This is a genomic window from Pseudorhizobium xiangyangii (genome assembly GCF_020531965.1).
Classification (GTDB): Bacteria; Pseudomonadota; Alphaproteobacteria; order Rhizobiales; family Rhizobiaceae; genus Neorhizobium; species Neorhizobium xiangyangii.
This window is the reverse complement of the sequence record NZ_JAJAWH010000005.1, coordinates 160,828-184,119: the sequence shown is the minus strand read 5'-3', so window position 1 is coordinate 184,119 and position 23,292 is coordinate 160,828. Positions and strand designations below refer to the sequence as shown.

At 61.8% G+C, this 23,292-nt stretch carries 26 protein-coding genes and 2 riboswitches; of the genes, 13 read left to right on the top strand and 13 right to left on the bottom strand.

From position 1 onward, the window contains the following. Positions 1 to 153 precede the first annotated feature (153 nt). The 8 genes from cysG to LH464_RS06355 all read left to right on the top strand — a co-directional run bounded on the left by cysG (position 154) and on the right by LH464_RS06355 (position 8,038). Complete coding sequence (gene cysG / locus LH464_RS06390) at positions 154 to 1,593, top strand: siroheme synthase CysG (RefSeq protein WP_226785533.1); 1,440 nt, start codon at positions 154 to 156, stop codon at positions 1,591 to 1,593. Next, complete coding sequence (locus tag LH464_RS06385; RefSeq protein WP_226785532.1) at positions 1,590 to 1,904, top strand: DUF2849 domain-containing protein; 315 nt, start codon at positions 1,590 to 1,592, stop codon at positions 1,902 to 1,904. The genes cysG and LH464_RS06385 overlap by 4 nt, the downstream gene beginning before the upstream one ends. Before the next feature lie 7 nt (positions 1,905 to 1,911). After that, entirely contained in the window at positions 1,912 to 3,582 is a 1,671-nt protein-coding gene (locus LH464_RS06380; RefSeq protein ID WP_226785531.1) for a nitrite/sulfite reductase, read from the top strand. A 13-nt stretch (positions 3,583 to 3,595) separates the two neighbouring features. Beyond that, positions 3,596 to 4,105 carry a DUF934 domain-containing protein gene (locus LH464_RS06375; protein WP_226785530.1) on the top strand — a complete coding sequence of 170 codons (510 nt, stop codon included), beginning with the start codon at positions 3,596 to 3,598 and terminating at the stop codon, positions 4,103 to 4,105. A 133-nt stretch (positions 4,106 to 4,238) separates the two neighbouring features. Continuing rightward, positions 4,239 to 5,066 carry a ferredoxin--NADP reductase gene (locus LH464_RS06370; RefSeq protein ID WP_226785529.1) on the top strand — a complete coding sequence of 276 codons (828 nt, stop codon included), beginning with the start codon at positions 4,239 to 4,241 and terminating at the stop codon, positions 5,064 to 5,066. A 371-nt stretch (positions 5,067 to 5,437) separates the two neighbouring features. Further along, on the top strand, positions 5,438 to 6,250 hold the full coding sequence (locus tag LH464_RS06365) for a chromate resistance protein ChrB domain-containing protein (RefSeq protein WP_226785528.1): 813 nt from the start codon (positions 5,438 to 5,440) through the stop codon (positions 6,248 to 6,250). Positions 6,251 to 6,398: 148 nt separating this feature from the next. Continuing rightward, complete coding sequence (locus LH464_RS06360) at positions 6,399 to 6,863, top strand: PACE efflux transporter (RefSeq protein ID WP_226785527.1); 465 nt, start codon at positions 6,399 to 6,401, stop codon at positions 6,861 to 6,863. Beyond that, on the top strand, positions 6,860 to 8,038 hold the full coding sequence (locus tag LH464_RS06355; protein WP_226785526.1) for an MFS transporter: 1,179 nt from the start codon (positions 6,860 to 6,862) through the stop codon (positions 8,036 to 8,038). The genes LH464_RS06360 and LH464_RS06355 overlap by 4 nt, the downstream gene beginning before the upstream one ends. A gap of 143 nt (positions 8,039 to 8,181) precedes the next feature. Here LH464_RS06355 and LH464_RS06350 read toward each other — a convergent pair whose 3' ends face one another. The 11 genes from LH464_RS06350 to gcvT form a co-directional block, all read right to left on the bottom strand. Beyond that, entirely contained in the window at positions 8,182 to 8,508 is a 327-nt protein-coding gene (locus LH464_RS06350; protein ID WP_226785525.1) for a flagellar basal body rod C-terminal domain-containing protein, read from the bottom strand. A gap of 151 nt (positions 8,509 to 8,659) precedes the next feature. Next, positions 8,660 to 8,800 carry a hypothetical protein gene (locus LH464_RS06345; protein WP_226785524.1) on the bottom strand — a complete coding sequence of 47 codons (141 nt, stop codon included), beginning with the start codon at positions 8,798 to 8,800 and terminating at the stop codon, positions 8,660 to 8,662. A gap of 92 nt (positions 8,801 to 8,892) precedes the next feature. Continuing rightward, entirely contained in the window at positions 8,893 to 9,426 is a 534-nt protein-coding gene (locus LH464_RS06340; protein WP_226785523.1) for an SRPBCC family protein, read from the bottom strand. Between the two features lies 1 nt (position 9,427). Beyond that, on the bottom strand, positions 9,428 to 9,862 hold the full coding sequence (locus LH464_RS06335; protein WP_226785522.1) for an ArsR/SmtB family transcription factor: 435 nt from the start codon (positions 9,860 to 9,862) through the stop codon (positions 9,428 to 9,430). 148 nt (positions 9,863 to 10,010) lie between these two features. Beyond that, the gene (locus LH464_RS24515; RefSeq protein ID WP_255648278.1) at positions 10,011 to 10,145 is read right to left on the bottom strand and encodes a hypothetical protein; all 135 of its coding nucleotides are present in this window, start codon (positions 10,143 to 10,145) and stop codon (positions 10,011 to 10,013) included. 78 nt (positions 10,146 to 10,223) lie between these two features. Next, positions 10,224 to 10,436 carry a hypothetical protein gene (locus tag LH464_RS06330; protein ID WP_226785521.1) on the bottom strand — a complete coding sequence of 71 codons (213 nt, stop codon included), beginning with the start codon at positions 10,434 to 10,436 and terminating at the stop codon, positions 10,224 to 10,226. 63 nt (positions 10,437 to 10,499) lie between these two features. Continuing rightward, positions 10,500 to 10,742 (bottom strand): 30S ribosomal protein S21, encoded by a 243-nt coding sequence (gene rpsU, locus LH464_RS06325; RefSeq protein WP_226785520.1) that lies wholly within the window; start codon positions 10,740 to 10,742, stop codon positions 10,500 to 10,502. Between the two features lie 330 nt (positions 10,743 to 11,072). After that, entirely contained in the window at positions 11,073 to 12,407 is a 1,335-nt protein-coding gene (locus LH464_RS06320) for a solute carrier family 23 protein (protein ID WP_226785519.1), read from the bottom strand. Between the two features lie 358 nt (positions 12,408 to 12,765). Next, positions 12,766 to 15,630 carry an aminomethyl-transferring glycine dehydrogenase gene (gcvP, locus tag LH464_RS06315; protein WP_226785518.1) on the bottom strand — a complete coding sequence of 955 codons (2,865 nt, stop codon included), beginning with the start codon at positions 15,628 to 15,630 and terminating at the stop codon, positions 12,766 to 12,768. Beyond that, positions 15,627 to 15,989 carry a glycine cleavage system protein GcvH gene (gene gcvH / locus LH464_RS06310; RefSeq protein WP_226785517.1) on the bottom strand — a complete coding sequence of 121 codons (363 nt, stop codon included), beginning with the start codon at positions 15,987 to 15,989 and terminating at the stop codon, positions 15,627 to 15,629. Before gcvH ends, gcvP begins: the two co-directional genes overlap by 4 nt. A 19-nt stretch (positions 15,990 to 16,008) precedes the next feature. After that, the gene (gene gcvT / locus LH464_RS06305; RefSeq protein WP_226785516.1) at positions 16,009 to 17,139 is read right to left on the bottom strand and encodes a glycine cleavage system aminomethyltransferase GcvT; all 1,131 of its coding nucleotides are present in this window, start codon (positions 17,137 to 17,139) and stop codon (positions 16,009 to 16,011) included. A gap of 62 nt (positions 17,140 to 17,201) precedes the next feature. Further along, a riboswitch (glycine riboswitch) is annotated at positions 17,202 to 17,288 on the bottom strand. Further along, positions 17,289 to 17,376, bottom strand: a riboswitch (glycine riboswitch). 166 nt (positions 17,377 to 17,542) lie between these two features. Here gcvT and LH464_RS06300 point away from each other — a divergent pair. Beyond that, positions 17,543 to 17,917 (top strand): hypothetical protein, encoded by a 375-nt coding sequence (locus LH464_RS06300; protein WP_226785515.1) that lies wholly within the window; start codon positions 17,543 to 17,545, stop codon positions 17,915 to 17,917. 82 nt (positions 17,918 to 17,999) lie between these two features. Continuing rightward, on the top strand, positions 18,000 to 18,947 hold the full coding sequence (locus LH464_RS06295; protein ID WP_226785585.1) for a copper chaperone PCu(A)C: 948 nt from the start codon (positions 18,000 to 18,002) through the stop codon (positions 18,945 to 18,947). A gap of 46 nt (positions 18,948 to 18,993) precedes the next feature. On the opposite strand, the gene LH464_RS06290 is transcribed toward LH464_RS06295, so the two are convergent. Both LH464_RS06290 and LH464_RS06285 read right to left on the bottom strand, forming a co-directional pair. Then, entirely contained in the window at positions 18,994 to 20,694 is a 1,701-nt protein-coding gene (locus LH464_RS06290) for a methyl-accepting chemotaxis protein (RefSeq protein WP_226785514.1), read from the bottom strand. Positions 20,695 to 20,834: 140 nt separating this feature from the next. Further along, complete coding sequence (locus LH464_RS06285; RefSeq protein ID WP_226785513.1) at positions 20,835 to 21,113, bottom strand: hypothetical protein; 279 nt, start codon at positions 21,111 to 21,113, stop codon at positions 20,835 to 20,837. Between the two features lie 119 nt (positions 21,114 to 21,232). Between LH464_RS06285 and crcB the strand changes: the two genes are divergently transcribed. The 3 genes from crcB to LH464_RS06270 are packed head-to-tail and all read left to right on the top strand — an operon-like array spanning position 21,233 to position 23,285. Further along, positions 21,233 to 21,610, top strand: coding sequence for a fluoride efflux transporter CrcB (crcB, locus tag LH464_RS06280; protein WP_226785512.1), 378 nt, complete (start codon positions 21,233 to 21,235; stop codon positions 21,608 to 21,610). Positions 21,611 to 21,645: 35 nt separating this feature from the next. Beyond that, a complete protein-coding gene (locus LH464_RS06275; RefSeq protein ID WP_226785511.1) occupies positions 21,646 to 22,635 on the top strand; it encodes an RluA family pseudouridine synthase in 990 nt (329 codons plus the stop codon). Continuing rightward, positions 22,632 to 23,285 carry an HAD-IA family hydrolase gene (locus LH464_RS06270; RefSeq protein WP_226785510.1) on the top strand — a complete coding sequence of 218 codons (654 nt, stop codon included), beginning with the start codon at positions 22,632 to 22,634 and terminating at the stop codon, positions 23,283 to 23,285. The genes LH464_RS06275 and LH464_RS06270 overlap by 4 nt, the downstream gene beginning before the upstream one ends. Positions 23,286 to 23,292 lie beyond the last annotated feature (7 nt).

Genomic DNA, 23,292 nt, shown 5'->3' with positions numbered 1-23,292 from the left:
CATAGACGGCAACGGTTGGTCTTCGGTGGCTTTTACTCAAGAAACCCGGTGAGCGAGAATAGAAATGTTCTGCTCCAAGCCAAGTCGCACAACGGTTTCTTCTGTTTTTAAGCCCAATCGGTGATATTGAGCAGCTGAGATTGGGTAATCCGCATGTCCAGTAATCGATTGACAACATTTCCGATTTTCTTCCGCGTCAGCAGCAGGAAGGTGGCCGTCTTTGGCAATGGCGATGAAGCCTATGCGAAGACTCGTCTTCTGTGCAATACGGACGCGCGGATCGTTGCCTATGCCGGCGACCCGGCGCCAGACTATCGTCACTTCCTCGCTTCGAATGCCATCGAGATTGTCGATGGCGGCTTTTCGGTCGAGCAATTGGAAGGTGCGGCACTGGTCTTTGCGGCCACCGGCGATGCTGTCGAGGATCAGGCCATCGTGCGGGCCGCTCGCGACCTCAAGATCCCCGCCAATGCCGTCGATCAGCCGGAGTTCTGCGATTTTCTCACGCCGGCTCTCGTCAATCGGGCACCGGTCGCGGTCGCGATCGGCACCGAAGGTGCAGGCCCGGTTCTGGCGCAGATGATCCGTGCGCGTATCGACCAGATGCTGTCGCCTTCGCTTGGACGTCTGGCTTCACTCGCTGTCGAGTATCGCGATGCTGCCGAGAACCTTTTGCCGAAAGGTGTGTCCCGCCGGGTCTTCTGGCGCCGGTTCTTTACGGGCGCCGTTTCCGATAGCATCGATGCCGGCGACCAGTCAGGTGCGCGTCGGGCCGCCAACGTGCTGCTTTCTTCCTCCTGTCTCGTCGAAGGCCATGTCTGGCTGGTCGGCGCCGGTCCGGGTGCGGAAGACCTGCTGACGCTGCGCGCCCAGCGGGTGCTGATGGAGGCCGACGTGATCGTCTATGATGCGCTCGTGCCCCAGGCGATCGTCGATATGGGCCGCCGCGATGCCGAACGTCTGTCGGTCGGCAAGCGCAAGAACTGCCATTCGAAGTCGCAGGACGAGATCAATCGTCTGCTCGTCCGGCTGGGCCGTGACGGCAAGCGCGTCGTGCGCCTGAAATCGGGCGATCCGCTGGTGTACGGCCGCGCCGGCGAGGAGATGGCGGCACTCCGGGAAGCCGGCATTTCCTACGAGATAGTGTCCGGCATCACCTCGGCCTTTGCCGCTGCTGCCGATTTCGACCTGCCGCTGACGCTCCGTGGCGTCGCCTCGTCGCTGATCTTTACCACTGGCCACGACCTGACCGGCGACGTGCTGCCCGACTGGGCGAGCCTTGCGGTTTCCGGCGCGACCATTGCCGTCTATATGGGTCGCACGGTTGCCGCCTCCGTCGCAGGCCGGCTGATGAATGCCGGGCTTTCGCCGGATACGACGGTTGCCGTCGTGGAGAATGCCAGCCGCGATGACCGCCGGCTTTTTCACGGCGTTTTGAAGGAGTTGCCGGATCTTGAGGCGAGGGAAGACCTTGCCGGTCCGGTTATGGTAATCATCGGCGAGGCCGTCGCCGGTGCGAATTTCGAACGATCCGAGCCGCTCTCCGCATGGACGGTGGTAGCAGCTCGCGAGGAAGTGGGAACCGAAAGATGACAGACAAGGTTTTGACCGCCAACCGCCTGGGCGACGGCATCGCCGTCTGGCTGAACGCCAATGGCGAATGGACGGAACGCCTGCAGGATGCGCTGGTCGCTCGCCATCCAGAAGCCGTCGCTGCGCTCGAAGCGATCGGCAAGCGCGATTTCGCCGCCAACCGCGTGGTTGACGTTGCTGTTGTCGATGTGCAGGAAATCAACGGCCAGCTATGGCCGATCCGTCTGCGCGAGCGTATTCGCGCCGCCGGCCCGACCATGGAATATGCGACCGGTTACCGCCCGGCCGACGCAGCCTTTATCGCAGTCTGAGGAAGTCATGTACCGTTACGACGAATTCGACCACGCTTTTGTTCATGGCCGCGTGGAGCAGTTCCGCGATCAGGTGGAGCGTCGCCTTTCCGGCGAACTGGCGGAAGACGCCTTCAAGCCGCTGCGTTTGATGAATGGCGTCTACCTGCAACTGCATGCCTACATGCTGCGTGTGGCCATTCCCTACGGCACGCTGAATTCGAAGCAGATGCGGATGCTGGCCCATATCGGTCGCAAGTACGACCGCGGCTACGGCCATTTCACGACGCGCCAGAACATCCAGTACAACTGGCCAAAGCTGTCGGACACCCCGGACATTCTTGCCGAGCTTGCCAGCGTCGAAATGCACGCGCTGCAGACTTCCGGCAACTGCATTAGAAACGTGACTGCAGACCATTTCGCCGGCGCTGCCGCCGACGAGGTTGCCGATCCGCGGCCCTATGCCGAAATCCTGCGCCAGTGGTCGTCGGTCCACCCGGAATTCTCCTTCCTGCCCAGAAAGTTCAAGATCGCCGTCACCGGTGCTGAGCGCGACCGCGCCGCGATCCAGGTGCACGACATCGGCCTGCACCTGAAGAAGAACGACAAGGGTGAACTGGGCTTTGCGGTCTATGTCGGTGGCGGGCAGGGACGTACGCCGCTGGTCGCCAAGAAGATCCGCGACTTTTTGCCGGAAGAGGATCTCCTGTCCTACACGACCGCGATCATCCGCGTGTACAACCTCCATGGCCGGCGCGACAACAAGTACAAGGCGCGCATCAAGATCCTCGTGCACGAGACGGGCGTCGAGGAACTGACGCGCCAGGTGGAGGAAGAATTCGGCCACCTGAAAGGTACAGAGCTCAGGCTTCCTGATGCCGACATCCAGGCGATTGCTCGCTACTTCGCCCCGCCGACGCTGCCGGAACGGGCCGAGGGCTGGGCGCAGCTTGCCGGCTGGAAGAAGCAGGATGCCGGCTTCGCCCGGTGGGTGGACCAGAACGTCCAGCCGCACAAGCATCCCGATTATGGCATGGTGACGATCTCGCTCAAGCCTATCGGCGGTATTCCCGGCGATGCCAACGACGAGCAGATGGACGCGATCGCCGACATCGCCGAGGAATATGCCTTCGACGAGATCCGCATCAGCCACGAGCAGAACGTCGTGCTGCCGCATGTGGCGCTGGCTGACCTTGAGCCGGTCTACCGGGCGCTGGTGGTGCAGGGCCTCGAGACCGCCAACGCAGGCCTTATCACCGACATGATTGCCTGTCCCGGGCTCGACTACTGCGCCTTGGCGAACGCCCGTTCGATCCCTGTGGCGCAGGAAATCTCGACCCGCTTCGGCGATCCGGAGCGTCAGGCGGAGATCGGCGAGCTGAAGATCAAGATCTCCGGCTGCATCAACGCCTGCGGCCACCACCATGTCGGCCATATCGGCCTGCTGGGTGTGGAGAAGAAGGGTGCCGAGCTCTACCAGATCACTCTGGGTGGTTCAGCCGACGAGAACACATCGATCGGCGAGATCATCGGCCGCGGCTTCGAGCCGTCCAAGGTGACGGATGCCATCGAGACCATCGTCGATACCTATCTTGGCCTTCGCCTGTCGAAGGAGGAGATCTTCCTCGATGCCTATCGCCGCGTCGGACCGCAGCCTTTCAAGGATGCGCTCTACGGTTCGGCGGCGGAAGCGGCCTGAAGGGATAGCTGAAATGACCAAGATCTGGAGAGAAACCGGTTTCGTCGAGAACGATCCGTGGGTGATCGAGACCGAGGAGAACCAGGCAACCGGCGAGCAGAAGCTGCTTCTGTCGCTCGACGCGCTGATCGAGAAGGCGGATGCCAGCAACGATGTCGGGCTGGGCGTGCTGATCAAGCCGGGCGACGACGTGCGGCGTCTCGAACCCTATCTCTATCGCCTCGAGATCGTGGCGGTGGAATTCCCGGCATTCAACGACGGCCGGGCCTTCAGTCATGCCTCGCTGTTGCGCGACCGGCTGGCCTACAAGAACGAGTTGCGCGCCGTCGGCGACGTGCTGATCGACCAGATTCCGCTGATGCTGCGGGTCGGGGTGGACAGCTTTGCCGTCACCAATGAGACCGCGCTCCGCAGGCTCTCGGAAGGCCGGCTGCCGGGGATCGCCGTCCACTACCAGCCTACCGCCCGGCCTGCGGATGAGGGGCCTGCCTATAGCTGGCGCCGCCGCACCGTCGCTTCCTGACGGATAAAAGCGGAGTTCCCTGCACATATTTTCTGGGCGATCCGCGGCATAAGAACGCGGATGCCTTCAAATGCGGGAGCGGATAGTATATTTCGCTCCAGCAGACACCAGGATCAAGCGAGACGCGACCAGCATGAACGCTCCAGCAAAGACGGACGAATTCGTTGCCCAGCCAGCCGCGGCAAAGGTGCCGGACGGTGTTTATGCCGAGACGGTGCTTGCCGTTGAGCATTACACCGACCACATGTTCCGCTTTCGCATGACGCGGCCGGCAGGCTTCCGCTTTCGCTCCGGCGAGTTCGCGATGATCGGCCTGATGGTCGGCGACAAGCCGGTCTACCGCGCCTATTCGATCGCCAGCCCGTCCTGGGACGAGGAACTGGAATTCTTCTCGATCAAGGTGCCGGACGGGCCGCTCACCTCGCACCTGCAGAAGATAAAGCCCGGCGACACGGTGCTGATGCGCAAGAAGCCGACCGGAACGCTGGTGCTTGATGCGCTGACCCCGGGCAAGCGCCTCTACATGTTTTCGACCGGCACGGGCATTGCGCCCTTTGCCAGCCTGATCCGCGACCCGGAGACCTACGAGAAGTTCGACGAGGTCATCCTCACCCATACCTGCCGTGAGATCGCCGAGCTGAAATACGGCTTCGACCTGATGGAAGAGATCAGGAACCACGAGTTCCTGGCCGAGATCGTCGGGGACAAGCTGAAGCATTATCCGACCGTCACCCGCGAGGAATACGCCTACCAGGGCCGCATCACCGACCTGATCGACAACGGCAAGCTGTTTGCCGATCTCGGCGTGCCGCCGCTCGACCCGGCGGTGGACCGCGGCATGATCTGCGGCTCCACGGCGATGCTGAAGGACACCAAGGAACGGCTCGAGAATGCCGGCCTGACCGAAGGTGCCAACAGCAAGCCGGCCGAATTCGTCATCGAACGGGCGTTCGTTGGGTGAGATGCGACGGGCACAGCCCGGCAAAACGCTCCAGTGGAGCGTTTTGAGCGTCGAACGCCCTGAGCCCAAGCGAAGGGCCGGGGAGGCGGTGAGGCATATGCGAGTCCTTCGCAGCCCCGTGCCGATTGCCGACAAGACCTAGCATGTGGTCAAGGCTCCCGGAATACTTATCGAGAACCCTTGGCTAGTGTTGTCTTCGCTTGGGATGGCGGCGGAAGCAATGCTGGCGTGACAAGGCACAGGCCTGCTCTTCAGGCGCTTGACAACATGATGGCTGAGGCAAAAACTGTGGCTATGGGGTTGCGATCACCCCACGAGGCTCCGGCCGAAGAATCGCGTCCTTTGAACCCGAGCAAACGGAGGGACGCGTCATGCCATCATATCTTGAAATCACACCTGACAAACTCGCCCGCATTATTGGCAGTCCGAAACAGCCCGCGATCATCGACGTGCGGAACAAGGAGGATTTTGGAAGCGATCCCCGGCTGATACCGGGATCGATCCGCCGGGACTTTGGTAACGTTACCGAATGGGGTCCTGAAACATCGAGTCCCGCTATCGTCTTCTGTCAGAAGGGACAGAAACTGAGTCATGGCGTTGCGGCTCACCTCCGGGCGATGGGAAAAGAAGCCGAGGTTCTGGAAGGTGGCTTTGAAGCCTGGCGTGACAGTCAGGGAATGCTCGTTCCCGCAGACAAGGTTCCTCCTCGGGACTCCAAAGGCCGCACGGTCTGGGTGACCCGAGCGCGGCCGAAGATCGACCGTATCGCCTGCCCTTGGCTGATCCGCCGCTTCGTCGATCCCACTGCGGTCTTTCTGTTCGTCCCCGCAACCGAGGTGGCGCTGGTTGGAGATCGCTTCAATGCGACGCCTTTCGACATAGAGGACGTCTATTGGAGCCATCGCGGTGAACTGTGCACCTTCGACGTCATGGTCGAGGAATTCGGTCTGAAAACAGAACCGATGCTTCATCTGGCAAGAATTGTTCGAGGAGCCGATACCGCAAGGCCAGATCTTGCTCCGGAAGTGCCCGGTCTCCTCGCGGCGTCGCTCGGTCTTTCCCGCATGTTCAACGATGATATCGAGCAGTTGGATGCAGGTATGACGCTTTATGATGCCTTCTATCGCTGGTGCCGGGATGCGACGGATGAGACCCACAACTGGCCCAATCCAAGGAAGGGATGAAGGCCCGCACAAAGACCGTCGCTTGCGAAGGGCTGGCAGTCCATTGCAATCGCCCCGGTCGGCTTATATGTTGGCCGCGTGAAGCGGGGACGACCTCCACCCTTGTCGGGTAAGTCACTCGGGACGACCCGAGTACGTTGGAGGTAGAATGCGTATCGTTGGCGACCGTATCCGTCACGCCATCAGCTTCGAGATCATCGGCCTCCTGTTGGTCGTACCGCTCGGGGCGTGGGTCTTCCACATGCCACTGCATGACATCGGCATGGTCGGCATCGTGAGTGCCACCATCGCGACTGCGTGGAATTTCGTCTACAATTACGTGTTCGACCTGTTTTTGCAGCGGACTGCCGGCACAACCGAGAAAAGCGGTTTGGCACGTGTCTGTCACGCGATCCTGTTCGAGGTCGGCCTGCTGGTTGTGCTCATGCCGTTCATTGCCTGGTATCTCGGCGTCTCGCTCTGGCAGGCGTTCGTGATGGACCTGTCTTTTGCGCTGTTCTACATGTTCTACGCATTCGGCTTCAACTGGGCCTATGACCGCATCTTTCCGCTCGCCGAGTGGAAGCCCCAATCCCAGGGCCAACTCCAGGGCCAACCCCAGGGAACGCAATGACCAGCGATCACGACGCCCTTGCTCGCGGCTCCGATGTCCGGTCGGCCAATGGGTCAGCCAGTCGATGGCCGCTGCTTCGCTGGTTCCTGTCCTCCGCCACGTTAAGCGTCCCGCAGGCAGCGGGGCCTGTCGCATTTTCACTGGTTGCCCTCAGCCTGACTGGCGAAACCAGTGGCGGCGCTGCCATGATCCTCGCAATGACCCTTGCCCAAGTGGTCGGCGCCATCCCGCTAACCCGGCTGGGCAGGAACCTGCCTTCGGCGACCGTGTTGAAGCTGCTGGTCACCTTTCGCACCCTGGCGCTCGCTTCAATTGTGCTGTGCGCAACATACGAAGTATCGTTCATATCGCTCATTTTGTGTGCGGCGATCGCAGGCTCGGTCAACGGCGCGGCTTATGGGTATCTTCGCTCCGTTCTCAACCAGTTTGCGCCGGCTTCGAAGTTGCCGCGAGCGCTCGGCATATCGGCCACGCTCAACGAGGTGACCTTCGTGTTGGCTCCGGTGGCCGCGTCGGGTCTGAGCATCGTCTCGCCCATCGCCGCGCTCCTGGCGCTCACCGTCCTTGGTGCAGTGCCGGCCTTGCTGGTCCCAAGTGCGGCCTCGATCCACATTGAGGACGTACACCATACGGGCGGCTCGGTCCTTAGCCCGGCCATCCTGTTGTGGCTTGCGTGTGCAGCCGCAGGTGGCGCCGCTGTTGCGGCCATCGAGATCGGCGCCGTCGCGCTGGCGCTGAACTTCGGTTATGAGCCCGTTCTGGCAATCCTGTTCACCGTTCCCCTGTGTCTGGCCTCGGTAGCGGGCGGCATATGGATCAGTGTGCGGAACCGCATGGCAACGCGGAAGGCCGTGCTCGTCCAGCTCTCCATCATGACCGTGGGAGCAGCCCTTGCTGCGCTCGATCACTCCATCACCATGACTGTTGTCGGAGCTGTGCTGATAGGTTCAGTTCTGGCACCTTTGGGCACGCATTACTCACTTGTCCTCGACACGCTTGCTCCTGCGCATCGACGACCGGAAGTGTTCGCCCTGCTGCGCACCGCAAACGCGGTGGGTGTCATCTTTGCAAGTGCGGTGCTGACCGTGGTTTCTCTGTCGATGGCGTTGATCGTCGTCACCGGTTTGATGCTCACCGTCACCTTGGCGGTTGCAATGGCATCTCTCAGGCGCTGAACGACCAGCGGCGGAAGTAGCGCCACGCAGATGGGTTCCGTTGCAGTGGAAGAAGGGCGTGCTGATCAGCCGCGATCAGCGACGCAGGGCATTTCTCACCCTCGTGATGACGGTCGCGGCTTGTGGGCTTGAGGTCTGAAAAGTCAGTCGCGGACGACGAGCTTCAAGATATCCCAGAGCTCGGCGCCGGTCTCGAATACCGCGGCATTGGCCTTGAAGGCGGTTGCGGTCGAGACGAGGTCAAGCGTCTCGCTCGCCATGTCGACATTGGAGGTTTCGGAGGATGTGGGCGCTCCCGAAGGCGCGGCGGAAGCGGAAACGCCGCCGCCGAAGAGGGATGTCGAGCGGGTCGCCAGACGGTCATAGCCCGGCGTCGAAGCATTGGCGATGTTGCTGGCGGTGGCGTGCGCGCCTTTGGCGGCTGCCTGCATGCCGGAAAGGGAATTCCCCATCATTGCTGAAATGCTCATGTCCCAAAATCCCCTCTGGATGAGACCAATACTACCCGTTCCGGTTGAACGAAGGGTGAAGCTTCAGGGTTAAGACGTGGTGCTCAGCCGTCAGGACCCGTGTCGGAATGGGATTGTCGTCGAACGATCCATGAGGGCGGGAGGCATGTTTTCAGCCTTTTCGCGTCCGGTAGTAGGAGCCGACGGCCACGCCCATCGCAATACCGAAGGCAACGCCAATGCCGATACTGTCGAAGACGGTGGTGCCGAGCGTCGAGCCGATCGCGACGCCGATTGCGATCCAGAGAGCCATGCGGAGAGGATGGCCAACGGGGATGGCGATTTTGCGGCCAGGCGGGAAACGAAGGGGAGGCGGGGCCGCTGCGACGGCTCCGCCTCCGTGGGTCAGGCAGGAATGCGGGTTTCGTATTCAGCGCGCAGGCGCTGCCAGCCGCTCCAGAAGTCGTCCGGCTTGCGACCGCCAAGCTTGGCGGCCATGATGTCGAGATGCATGTGCCAGCCGGCGCTGACCCCTAGCAGGTTCGGGCGGTCGGAAATGCGGCGGTGGACGATCGTCAGGAGAATGTCCGGCCCGACCTCCTTCAGGCGGAACGTGACCTCGCCATCCTTGCCCCAGACGAAGGACAGCGTCTTGCCTGGATCAAGTTCGGTGATGCGGCTCTGCATGCGGTCCTCTTCCGCAAAGCCATCCGGCCGCTTGGAGGGGGTGGCGTTGAGCTCGTCGTTGCGCCAGACGAGTTCGAAGGGCGCACCGACCGTGAGGTCCATGTCGCCGGCGGCAAGCCACTGGCGGCGCAGTTCGCTTTTCGTCAGCCAGTCCCAGACCCGCGATGCCGGGCCGGGCAGGAGGCGTTCGATCCTGATGGTGGCGGGTGCTATGACTTCGCCATAGGGGTCAATGGTCGTCATGTCGTTCATGTCACTTCTCCTCACTCTTTCTCTCGGGCGTTGAAGGCTTTGCGGGTTTGCCGGTCCCGGCAGGCTTTTTGGGCTTGCCGGCAGTGTCGGGCCGGGTGACGCGGGCCGCGTCTTCCTCGCGCAGCAGCTTTTCCAGCGCCGCGAGGCGGTCGTTCCAGAAGCGTTCGTAGAAGCTCAGCCACGCATGGGCGCTGGCGAGCGGGCCGGAATCGAGCCGGCAGACGTGGCTTCGGCCGCGCACCTCGCGCCGGATGAGGCCGGCCGTCTCCAGCACCTTGATGTGCTTCGAAGCGGCCGCCAGCGAGATCTCGAAGGGCTCCGCCAGTTCGCCGACCGTGCGCTCGCCACTCGCAAGAGCGTGCAGCATGCGCCGGCGCGTGCCGTCGCCGAGTGCGTGGAAGACCGTGTTCATCTGTTCTGCGTGTAATTCAACCATGTGGTTGAATATGCGCCTTGGGGATTTGATTGTCAACCGATTGGTTGAATGATTTTGGAGGCAAGGAAAATGGGTGCCGAAAAGCGAAAGGCCCGCGCGAGGCGGGCCTTTTCAATGCGGGCTGAAATGTCGGTCCGGTGGTGGTGGCCTATCCGAGCAGCCAGGACACTGCGCCGCCGATAACGACGAAGGCGACGACGAGGGCGATGAAGCGGCCGGTTCCCGCCTGCGAGTCGACGTCAAAGACCTTGTTCCAAAGCCCGTTCTTGTTATGGTTTTCCATCTGCTTCTCCTGTGCGTGCCGTGGCTCCGCAATAGACCGTCCGGCGCTGGTGTCAATGGAGATGCGAGATTGGCGCCCTCAGGTCGCTACAGCCGCCTTGCGGCCGCGCTTCTTCGGGGGCTCTTCGGCGACTGGCTGCGCCAGGCGCAGCGCCTTCAGCTTTTCAGTCTTCTTCTCGCGGGCTATTGCTTCCGCAGAGAGGATATCCTTGACGACCGTATTGGTCTGCTCGGCCTTGGCCTGGGCAGACATTTTGGCGGGCTTGAAGAATTCTTCCTTGGTGGCTGTCATGGGATGCTCCTCTCTAGTCTCACAAAGAAAACGCGGCCCGGAGACCGCGTTACACCAGCACCGTCAGCGAGCGGCGCCGAAGACCTTTTTCTTCGGAGCGGGCAGCAGGCCTTCGCGCTGCGCCTGCTTGCGTGCCATCTTGCGCGCGCGGCGGATGCCCTCGGCCTTCTCGCGAGCCCGCTTTTCCGACGGCTTTTCGTAGGCGCTGCGCGCACGCATTTCCCGGAACAGGCCTTCGCGCTGCATTTTCTTCTTCAGGACACGAAGGGCCTGATCGACGTTGTTGTCTCTGACGAGTACCTGCAAAAATATCTCCTTTCCGGCTTTCGGCCGGCAACTGCTTTATGTTGATTGCCTTCAAAACGACCGAGTGGCCGAGACAATGGATAGATGTCGCCGGCACGCTGGCGCGACCGCGAGGGTCGCCGAAACCATGCCGGATAGATAGTGCGGCGCCTGCGCCCCGAACGAGATCGAGGCGATGCGGCAGGTGCGGTCGTGCTCCGTGAGAGAGACTTGAAAGCCCGGGCGGGCTGCAAAGGCCGCAGGCGACGCATAGTAAGCCTAACATAGTGCGCGCACGCCGACAGGGCAAGGGCGGTGACGCAACCGCCGGTGCAAAGTGTGGCCGATCCCTTAACCGTTCTGCTCCGGCCTTTCGGCTGGCTTCGTCCACCCGAGTACGTGGTAGAGGACAATCGCCCCGATTGTCGCGGTGCCGATCCCGTCGAGCGTGAAGCCTGCGACGTCGAGCTTGAAGTTGCCGGCACCCAGTACGAGCGCGACGCCGACGGTGATGAGGTTGCGCGGCTCGGAAAAGTCAACCTTGTTCTCGACCCAGATGCGACCGGCGGTGGCCGCGATGAGGCCGAACACGACGATCGAAAGCCCGCCGAGAACGGGTCCCGGGATCGTCTGGATGACTGCGCCGAATTTAGGCGAGAAGCCGAGCAGGATTGCGATTGCGGCCGCGACGAGGAAGACGAGCGTGGAGAAGATGCGCGTTACCGCCATCACCCCCATGTTCTCCGCATAGGTCGTCATGCCCGTGCCGCCGAAGGCGCCGGAAAACATGGTCGCGACACCGTCGCCGATAAAGGCGCGACCGAGATAGGGGTCGAGATTGCGCCCCGTCATCGCGCCGATCGCCTTGATGTGTCCGAGGTTTTCCGCAACGAGGATGACAACGACGGGCGCGATCAGCGTGATCGCAGACGCCGAGAACACCGGCGTGGTGAAGGTGGGCCAGCCGAACCATGGTGCGGCCGCGACGCCGGAAAAGTCGATCGGCGCGCCGTAGCCTAAGCCGTTCGCCAGCACGAGATAGAGAATGTAGGCGAAGGCACCGCCGAGCAGGATCGGCAGGCGACGGGTCATACCCGGCGCATAGACGGCGACGAGGCCGACGGCCGCAACCGTGAGCATCGCTACCCAGCGCGACAGCTGGCTGCCGTCCGGGCTCGCCGAGCCAATGCCCGAGGCGCTGGCTATGGCGATCGGCGCAAGCACGAGGCCGATTGCGGCAACGATTGCGCCGGTGAGGACGGGCGGCATCAACCGTTCGATCCAGCGATGGCCGGCAGCCATGACGATGACGCCGATCAGCGCATAGATGGCACCTGCGGCGATGATACCGCCGAGCGCCAGCGCGATGTTCGGGTTAGGTGCACCGGCGGCGGCGGCCGTGGCCACGAGAACGGGGCCGATGAAGGCGAAGGAGGAGCCGAGATAGCTCGGCACGCGCCCGCCGACGGCGATGAAGAAAATCAGCGTCGAAAGGCCGGAAAACAGGATCGAGACGTTCGGATCGAACCCCATGAGGATGGGGGCAAGGACGGTGGAGCCGAACATGGCCACGACATGCTGGAGCCCGAGTACCATTGTCTGGCCCGCCGGCAGCCGCTCGTCGGGCAGGATACGCCCTTCCGTCTTCAGCTTCCAACGCGGAAAGTAGCCACCTGTATCGCCCATGATTCGCCCCATACCGTTCGATCCCGCCAGACCGACCTTGAGGAGTTCTCCCGCTACAGGTCGAAGGCGTGAAGTAAAATTGTCGGGTATCCGGGCACTTGAACGTCGCTAGGCTTCGATTCGTTTTCCCGGCTCACCCACGTCTTCGATATTGATATCGATTGCCGCTGTCATCGGGGCGGACGGCTTTCCCACAACACTCGATCACCGAATGATGCCGATCTTAGCTCTTCAAGTCTCAAAGAGGGGATGGAGGCCTCTCCCGACTGCCGGGAGAGGCTGTTGTTCGCGTCTGTCTCCTGCGTCCATTTCTCCGTCCATACGGGGAGAAGGTGCCGGCAGGCGAAGAGGGCGGACGTTACTCCGCTGCCTCGGCGTAATCTTCCAGCGGCGGGCAGGTGCAGATCAGGTTGCGATCGCCATAGACGTTGTCGATGCGGTTGACCGGCGACCAGTACTTGTCGACGCGGAAAGATCCGGGCGGGAAGCAGGCCTGCTCGCGGGAATACGGACGATCCCATTCGCCGACCAGGTCTTCCACCGTGTGCGGCGCGTTCTTGAGCGGGTTGTTGGTCTTGTCCATGCGGCCGTCCTCGATGGCGCGGGCTTCCTCGCGGATCGCCAGCATCGCATCGCAGAAGCGGTCGATTTCCGCTTTGGTCTCCGACTCGGTCGGCTCGATCATCAGCGTACCGGCAACCGGCCAGCTCATGGTCGGAGCATGGAAACCGCAATCCACCAGGCGCTTGGCAACATCGTCCACCGTGACGCCGGCCGAAGCGTTGAGCGGGCGCGTGTCGATGATGCATTCATGCGCCACGCGGCCGCTTGCCGACTTGTAGAGGACGTCATAGGCGCCCTTCAGCCGGGCGGCGATGTAGTTGGCGTTGAGGATCGCCACCTTCGTTGCCTGCGTCAGGCCTTCGCCGCCCATCATCAGGCAGTACGACCAGGAGATCGGCAAGATAGACGGCGAGCCGAACGGCGCGGCCGAAACTGCACCATCACGGCCGTCCCATTGCGGGTGGCCGGGCAGGTGGGTTGCCAGATGCGCCTTGACGCCGATCGGGCCCATGCCGGGACCGCCGCCGCCATGCGGAATGCAGAAAGTCTTGTGGAGGTTGAGGTGGGAGACGTCCGAGCCGATGTCGCCGGGGCGTGACAGGCCGACCATGGCGTTCATGTTGGCGCCGTCGAGATAGACCTGGCCACCATGGCTGTGGGTGATCTCGCAGATTTCCTTCACCGTTTCCTCGAACACGCCGTGCGTGGACGGGTAGGTGATCATGCACGCCGAGAGGTTTTCTGCGTACTGCTCTGCTTTTGCACGGAAGTCTTCCAGGTCGATGTCGCCGTTTTCACGGACCTTCACGACCACGACCTTCATGCCGACCATCTGAGCGGAGGCCGGGTTGGTGCCGTGCGCCGACGTCGGGATGAGGCATACGTCGCGATGGGCGTCGCCGTTGGCGATGTGGTAGTTGCGGATCGTGAGCAGGCCCGCATATTCCCCTTGAGCACCCGAATTCGGCTGCATGGAGAAGGCGTCGTAGCCGGTAATCTGGCAAAGCTTGGCCGACAGATCGTCGATCATCTCCTTGTAGCCGAGTGCCTGATCGGCGGGCACGAAGGGATGGATGTCGGAGAATTCCGGCCAGGTGATCGGCAGCATTTCGGCGGTGGCGTTCAGCTTCATGGTGCAGGAGCCGAGCGGGATCATTGCGCGGTCGAGCGCGAGATCGCGGTCCGACAGGCGGCGGATGTAGCGGGTCATCTCGCTTTCGGCGCGGTTCATGTGGAAAATCGGATGGGTCATGTAATCCGATTTCCGCAAGAGCGCGTTCGGCAGACGGTATTCCGGCTCGAAATCGGAGACCTTGAAATCGCCGCCAAAGGCGCGCCAAACGGCTTCCAGCGTCGCCGGACGGGTGCGCTCGTCGAGCGACATGCCGATCTTCGTGTTGCCGACCTTGCGCAGGTTGACGCCTTCCGCGACGGCTGCGCGCAGGATGAGGCCCTGCATGTGACCGACATCGACGGTGATCGTGTCGAAGAAGGTGTCGGGCTCTATTCGGTAGCCAAGCTTTTCGAGGCCCTTGGCCATCAGCACGGCCTTCTTGTGGACCTGCTGGGCGATGGCCTTCAACCCCTGAGGCCCATGGAACACGCCGTACATGGAGGCCATGACGGCGAGGAGGACCTGCGCGGTGCAGATGTTCGACGTCGCCTTTTCGCGGCGGATATGCTGTTCGCGGGTCTGCAGGCTCAAGCGATAGGCGCGGTTGCCGCGGGCATCGACGGAAACGCCGACGAGGCGGCCGGGCATGGCGCGCTTGTGGGCATCTTTGACAGCCATGTAGGCGGCGTGCGGACCGCCGTAGCCAACCGGAACGCCAAAACGCTGCGACGAGCCGATGGCAATATCGGCGCCCATTTCGCCGGGAGACTTCAGAAGAGTTAGCGCCAGAAGGTCGGCGGCGACGGCGGCGACCGCACCCGTCTGGTGCAGGCGGGAGATCAGGCCGGTGAAATCACGGACTTCGCCATGCGTGCCCGGATACTGGAATATCGCGCCGAACACGTCGACCGGGTCGAGATCGGTCATCGGGTCGCCGATGACGACACTCCAGCCGAGCGGTGCGGCGCGGGTTTCGATCAGCGCGATGGTCTGCGGGTGGCAGGCCTTGTCGACGAAGAAGGCGGTTGCCTTCGATTTTGCCTGACGCTGGCAGAGCGCCATGGCTTCGGCAGCCGCGGTCGCTTCATCGAGCAGCGAGGCGTTGGCGACGTCGAGGCCGGTCAGGTCCGTAATCATCGTCTGGAAGTTCAGGAGAGCTTCGAGACGGCCTTGCGAAATTTCCGGCTGGTAGGGCGTGTAGGCGGTGTACCAGGCGGGGTTTTCGAGGATGTTGCGCTGGATGACCGGCGGCGTGACGGTGCCGTAATAGCCCTGGCCGATCAGCGAGACGAGGACCTGATTCTTGTTGGCGGTCTCGCGCAGCTTGTCGAGCGCCTCGCGCTCGGTGAGTGCCGCACCCCATGTCAGCGGGTTCTGCTGACGGATCGAGGGCGGCACTGTGGCGTCGATCAGCGCATCGAGCGACTTGTAGCCGACGATCTTCAGCATATCCGTCATTTCGGCCGGCGAGGGGCCGATATGGCGACGGTTGGCGAAGTCGTAGGGCTGATAGTCGGTGAAATGGAAATCGGTGTTGTCGGTCATCCGATCAGGTCCTTGTAGGCGGATTCGTCAAGCAAGCCATCGGCATCGGATGGGTTCTTGAGCTTCAGCTTGAAGAACCAGCCCGCGCCCTGCGGATCCGAATTGACGACGGCTGGATCATCGACGATGGCCTGGTTGACTTCGGTCACTTCGCCGTCGAGCGGACAATAGACATCGGATGCGGCCTTGACGGATTCGACAGTGGCGGCATTGCCGTCCTTGGTCAGTTCCGCACCGACTTCCGGAAGCTCCACGAAGACGAGATCGCCGAGCTGCTCTGCGGCGTGGATGGTGATGCCGATGGTGGCGACATCGCCGTCAAGCTTCAGCCATTCGTGATCGGGTGTGAATTTCAACATGGTTCTCTCCGGAGGATTTTTAGCGTTTGTAGGTCGGCTTGATGAAGGGCAGGATGGCAATGGTGACGGGCAGGTACTTGCCGCGGACCTCCGCATAGATCTGTGTGCCGGGCTCGCGGTAGAAGCTTGGGACATAGCCCATGGCGACGGGGCCTTCGACGGATGGGCCGAACGTGCCGGACGTGACTTCGCCGATATGGCGCTGTCCCGCGGCATCGGCGAAGAGCTGCGCAGGGGCGCGAACCGGCGCCTTGCCTTCCGGCTTCAGGCCGACGCGATGGCGCGTGGTGCCGCTGTCAAGTTCCTCGAGGATACGGCCGGCCCCCGGAAAACCGCCGGCGCGCTCGCCGCCGGTGCGCCGGATCTTCTGGATGGCCCATTCGAGGGAGGCTTCGACCGGCGAGGTATCGGTATCGATGTCGTTGCCGTAGAGGCAGAGGCCGGCTTCCAGACGCAGGCTGTCACGGGCGCCGAGGCCGACGGGCTCGCAGTCAGGGTGGGCAAGGAGAGCTCTGGCGATTTCTTCCGCCGTGTCGGAGGGGATAGAGATCTCGAAGCCGTCCTCGCCGGAATAGCCGGAACGGGAAATGATGCAGTCGGCACCGAGGATCGTCGCGTCGCTAACGTCCATGAATTTCATGTCCGCTGCACCGGCCCAGAGGGAGGCGAGAACCGCTTCCGCCTTTGGTCCCTGAAGCGCAACCAGCGCGCGGTCGTCCAGCGAGGTCACATCGCAGCCCTGCAGGTTTGCCGTCATGTGGGCGATGTCAGCGTCCTTGCAGGCGGCGTTGACGACGACGAAGAGATGATCGCCGCGATTGGCGATCATAAGGTCGTCGAGGATGCCGCCGTTATCGTCGGTAAAGAAGCCGTAGCGCTGGCGGCCCGGCTTGAGGCCGAGAATGTCCACCGGCACCAGAGTTTCCAGCGCCAGCGCGGCATCCTCACGGGAGGCTGCACGAACGATCACCTGGCCCATGTGGGAGACGTCGAAAAGGCCAGCAGCCGATCGCGTCTGCAGGTGTTCCTTCAAAACGCCGGCTGGATATTGCACCGGCATCTCATAGCCGGCGAAGGGAACCATCTTGGCGCCCAGCGACAGGTGCAGCGCATGAAGCGGGGTCTGTTTGAGAGCAGGGGTGTTATCCAAAAATGCCTCCGGGTGCGCGTACACGCACAAGCTCATTTGACGGCGCAATTGCGCCCGGTTCATGAGCCCCCTCTGTCCTTGTCGCCTGAGATTGTTATCCCTTCGGCGTGTCCTGTCTTGCGACAGGACCTCTCTCCAGAGTCCTGTTAGGCCGCTCGCTGGTCCTTTTGCCTGAGAGTTTCCGGGGCGGTTGCTCCTTCGGCACCGCACTGAAGCGGCTTCTCCCAACGATCGTGAGGCCCATTATCCGTGCCGCCCCACCCTTGGCAAGGAAAATGTCGCGACCGGCAAGATTCTTGTCGCCTTATCCAAATGATTGATATGGCGCAAAGAAGCCGGCTCTGTCGTTTGCTCTTTGTGCTATCGTCAGCTATTGGCACCTTGCCTCTTGGAAAATGGTCACATGGCCCTTCGGAACCGGACATCGATGAATGCGCTGCGCATCATTTGCGCCTGCCTGTTCCTGTCGCTCGGATTTGCCCACGAGCCGGTCCATGCCACAGCGCCGCTTGAGGCCTATGACGAATCCTACCGGCTTCCAGACGGCAGTTTCGCGGATATCTGCGCCGAAAGTCACGGACACCAGGACGACTCGATCCGTCCCGTGTGTGAGATCTGCCTGCTTGCCTCCTCGATCATCCTGCCGCCGCCAGCAGGCGGGACAGGCATCCTGGTGGAGCAGGCCTATCTGATCAATCCCTTGCCGGTGAAGTCTCTCCGCTTCGGCTCCACGGCGCTTGCGCGGCCGACCTCGCGTGGTCCGCCCCGGGCGATCTGAACCTTACGATAATCAGATCAACCGACACCCGGAAACCGCAGCCTTTGCAGGCTGTCACCGGAAGGGGACTACCATGAAGACCATGAAAACAATCCAGCTCTCCGCGCTCGCTCTCATCGCCGCAGCCGGAAGCGCACATGCGCACGCAACCTTCACCAAGCCGACCGTGACTGCGGAAAGCTACGCGGTGATGGAATTGCAGCTACCGCACGGCTGCGACGGAAAGGCTACCAACGAAGTCCGCGTCCAGTTGCCGGAAGGTTTTGTTTTCGCCAAGCCGCAGCCAAAGCCGGGCTGGGAACTCGAAGTCATCAAGGGCGAATACAAGAAGACCTATGACGATCACGGCACCGATGTGAGCGCCGGTCCGGTGGAGATCCGCTGGAAGGGCGGGGAGCTTCTGGATGAGCATTACGACACCTTCGTCGTTCGCGGGAAGATCTCGGGCGTCGAGCCCGGCGCCAAGCTGGCCTTCCCTGCCACCCAGCTATGCGGCAGCGATGCGACCGTGGCATGGACTGAGGTCGCCGCACCCGGAGCGGACGCACATGCGCTGAAAAGCCCGGCACCCGTCGTCACGGTCGTTGAAAAACATGGCGATGCCCATGCGCACGCGGTTGCCTTCAAGCCGGTGAAGCTCGGCAGCCTCGATATCGAGGGCGCCTTTACCAAGGCCATGTTGCCGGGACAGCCGGTAGCCGGTGGCTTTGTCACCATCCGCAATGCCGGTGGCGAGGACGATATGCTCGTCTCGGTTTCATCGCCGGCCGCGGCCGCCGTCGAACTGCATGAAATGGCGATGCAGGGCGAAGTCATGAAGATGCGCAAGCTGGAAACTGGCGTTCCGGTTGCGGCCGGCGCGTCTGTCGAACTGAAACCCGGCGGACTGCACATGATGTTCATGCAGGTGAAGACACCGTTCAAGGAAGGCGACAGCGTTCCGGTAACGCTGACCTTCGAAAAGGCCGGCAGCGTGGAGATCGCCGTGCCGGTCCGGGCTGCAGGCCCGGCTGGCCACAAGCACAACTAAGGGAAATGATGCTATGGGTGCCCGCAGACGTTGCGGGTACCCGGACTTAAGCCGCGTGCGGCCTGCGCCGGTCGGCGCCGGTGCCCGGCCTCCGCGTCCTGCTGTTACGATCGCATCTGAACTGCGCCAATTGTTCCCGCAGCAATGCCGCCTGTTGTGCCTGGGCGGCGCTTGCGGCGGTGGTTTCTTCCGCCATGGCAGCATTCTGCTGGGTGGCCTGGTCCATCGCGTTGACGCTTGAGCTGATCTCCTTCAATGCAACCGACTGCTCCCGCGCCGCCTCGACGATGGCCACGATATTCCGGTCGATGTCGGCGACCTGATCGACGATCTGCTTGAGCGCAATTCCGGTGCGGCCAACCAGATCGACGCCGTTGCCGACGAGCTTGTCCGATGTTGAAATCAGGCTTTTGATTTCCTTGGCGGCAGTCGCTGCCCGCTGCGCGAGTTCGCGGACTTCCTGAGCGACGACGGCAAATCCCTTGCCTGCCTCTCCGGCACGGGCGGCCTCGACGCCGGCATTGAGGGCCAGAAGGTTAGTCTGGAAGGCGATATCGTCGATGACGCCGAGGATGTTGGATATCTCCCGCGACGATTGTTCGATCGAGCCCATGGCCGCAATGGCCTTGTCCATGACCTTGCCGGAGGCTTCCGCGCCATCCTTCGTCGCAGAGACAAGCGCACCGGCCTCGCGAGCACGCTCGCTGGTGTCCGAGACGGTCAAGGTAATCTCATCGAGCGCGGCAGCCGTTTCCTCAAGCGATGCGGCCTGCTGCTCCGTCCGGCGCGAAAAGCTGCTGGCGGCGCCACTGATCTCACTGGAGCCTTCCGCGATGCCCATGGACAGTTCGCCAAAGTTGCGCATGGTGGCATTGAGCTTGGCGATCGAACCGTTGAAGTTCGTCCTGAGTTCTTCCATCGACGGCACGAATGGCTGGTCGAGAAGGACCGTCAGGTCGCCCTCCGAAAGTGCGGCAAGTCCTGCATTGACCTGCGCTATGGCCTCCATGCGCTCGGTCACGTCAGTCGCGAACTTCACGACCTTGATAACCCGGCCCGACGCATCAAGGATAGGGTTGTAGGCAGCCTGGATCCAGATCTCCTTGCCGTTCTTGGCGACGCGCACGAATTCGTTCGCTGCGAATTTCCCTTCGGCGAGGTTTTGCCAGAAGACCGCGTAGTCGGACGTTGCTGTGTATTCCGGCCGGCAGAAGATCCGGTGGTGCTTGCCGACGATCTCGCCAAGCGAATATCCCATTGCGTTGCAGAAATTCTCGTTGGCGGTGATGATCTCGCCGGTCGCCTTGAATTCGATAATGGCCTGAGAGCGGGATATCGCCTCCAGCTTGCCGGCATCTTCGACCGCCTTTTCCTTGGCGAGCGTTATGTCAGCGGCGAACTTGACGACCTTATACGGCTTTCCGCGTCGACAGACGGGATTGTAGGTTGCCTGGATCCAGATCTCGCGGCCGTGTCGGTCGATGCGCTTGTAGGTTCCGGCGTCAAATGCTCCGGAACCCAGCCGCTTCCAGAATTCCGCGTAGGAGGGGGAACTGGCGACTGCCTTTTCGCAGAATATGCGGTGATGTTTCCCGATGACCTCTGCCTCGGTATATCCGAGCGCCATGCAAAAGTTGTGGTTTGCCTTAAGGATGTTTCCCTGCAGGTCGAATTCAATGATCGCCTGCGATTTGGATAACGCTTCCAGAATGTTGGCGAAATCCGATGTTGGCCCCAGTCCGAGCATTCCGCCCTCCCTCAACCCTAAGCTTATTAGATGGTGCTTGATAATGGTAAAGGAATTGATGGGGGGTCGTGCGAAATCTGGCCTTCCATGGGGCGCGTTGCACGGGTCGATTAATAGGGCTTGGCTGAGGAGGCTGTTGATCAGTCGTCTTCGGAAAGATCCCGATAGGCTGCCTGAGCCTGTGCCAGCGTGGTCAGCAGCTGAGGTTGCTGGTGAGGGTCTTGCAGATCCATGCTCACGAAAGTCGGCGGCATCAATTGGTCGGTGGTCGGATCTCCAGCCGCAGTCCGGCGGGCTCCCCGCTCGGAATCGATCCTGATGTCCTCGGCCTGCGCCTTGGAAGAAATGCGCCGCGGTTGCCTTATGGCATCCGCCGCGTAAGCCGCCGTGTTGGCCGAAATTGAGAGAACCAAAGTCATACGAGTTTATCCACTGCTCCAGCGTAAAGGCTATGCGGTGGCTTTTGGTTCCCTGTTAAGGAAATGTATGGCCTTTTAACCAGTCGTCACTTTTCTGTCGTTTTCCGGATCATTCGACCATGCTTCACATGTTTCTCGTCGCACTTGGCGGCGCTGTAGGCTCCGTTTGCCGTTATCTCGTCGGCCAATGGAGCCTGCGCCTGTTCGGTCCGGCTTTCCCCTGGGGAACGCTGGTCGTCAACGTTGCGGGTTCTTTTGCCATCGGACTTCTGGTGGAGCTGATTGCGCGGCGGCTCAACGCCTCCACGGAGATGCGGCTGCTGATCATCACCGGTTTCCTGGGCGGGTTCACAACATTCTCGGCGTTTTCGCTCGACGTTATTTCGCTGGTTGAACGAAGCGCCACCCTCGTCGGCATCACCTACATTGTCGTAAGCGTTGCCGTATCGCTGGCGGCAGTCTTCGCCGGGCTGGCGCTCGGGCGGTCGATGTTCTAAACAGCTCGAAAATTCTTAAGAAAAGAAAGAAAATCATGGCAGGCATCGAGCATATCCCCGTCGAGGCGGATGAAGCGGGCATGCGCCTCGATCGCTGGTTCAAGATCCGCTACCCGGGACTGGGCTTCGGCCCATTGCAGAAACTGCTGCGCTCGGGGCAGGTGAGGGTCGACGGCGGCCGGGTAAAGGCGGACGCCCGCGTGCAGCCAGGGCAGATCGTGCGTATTCCGCCGATGGATACGGATGCGAAGAAGGGACCGATCGCCGGCAAGGACCTGAAACATGCCGGCGACTACGAGCTTCTGCAGCGAATGGTGCTGCACGAGGACGACAAGGTGATCGTGCTGAACAAGCCTGCCGGCCTTGCGGTGCAGGGCGGCTCGGGCGTGACGCGCCATATCGACCAGATGCTCGACGCCTGGACCAGCCCCAAGGGCGAAAAGCCGCGGCTTGTTCACCGGCTCGACCGTGACACGACCGGCGTGCTGGTGATTGCGCGTACGCGTGGCGCGGCCCAAAAGTTGACCGCCGCCTTTCGCGAGCGCGACACCAAGAAGACCTACTGGGCGTTGGTAAAGGGCGTGCCTCGAAAACATTCGGACAAGATTTCCACCTGGCTGGTCAAGGAGCAGACACCGGACGGTGACCGCATGCGCATCGCCAAGCACGGCGAGGATGGTGCCGACCACGCGGTTTCCTACTATCGCGTGCTGGAAACGGCGGCCCAGACAATGGCCTGGCTGGAGATGGAACCCTATACCGGCCGTACCCACCAGCTGCGCGTGCATGCGCTGCATATCGGCCATCCGATCATCGGCGATCCGAAATATTACGACGACGATATCAACTGGCCGTTCCCCGGCGGCATCCAGAAGAAGCTGCACCTGCATGCACGCCATATCGACATTCCGCATCCTTCAGGCGGACGCCTGAGGATCACCGCGCCGCTGCCGCCGCACATGGTGCAGAGCTGGAACCTGCTCGGCTTCGATATGGACAACGGGGCGAGGGAAGACGACGAATGAAGCTCGTTCTGTTCGACTGTGACGGCACGCTGGTCGACAGCGCCGGCCTGATTCATGAAACCATGCGGCGGACCTTCCTGCATTTCGGCAAGCCCGAACCAACGGTCGAGCACACCAAGGCGATCATCGGACTCACACTCGATATTGCCATTGCCCGGATGCAGGGCAAGGAGCATGCGGGCGACGAGGACATGGAGATGATGGCCTATTACAAGCCGCTGTTCACGGTGGTGCGGAAGGATCTCGATTTCCGAGAGCCGCTGTATGACGGGATACGAGAGCTGATTGACGGGATCGGTCCACGCGAGGACCTGCTGATCGGCGCCGTGACTGGAAAATCACGTCGCGGGCTCGACCTCATTCTTGAGACACACGATTTCCGGCCATACTTCATCGTCTGCCGCACGGCCGACGATTGCCCATCCAAGCCGCACCCGGCCATGGTGACGGAATGCTGTGATGAAACGGGCATGGTGGCTGCCGATACCCTTGTCATCGGTGATGCCATTTACGATATGCAGATGGCAAAGGCAGCCGGCGCCAAGGCTGTCGGAGTGTCATGGGGCTATGCTTCGGTCGATGAGTTATGGGCCGCCGGAGCGGATGCCGTCGTCAATCACCCGAGCGAATTGCTCGCTCATATTGGTTGAGATCCTG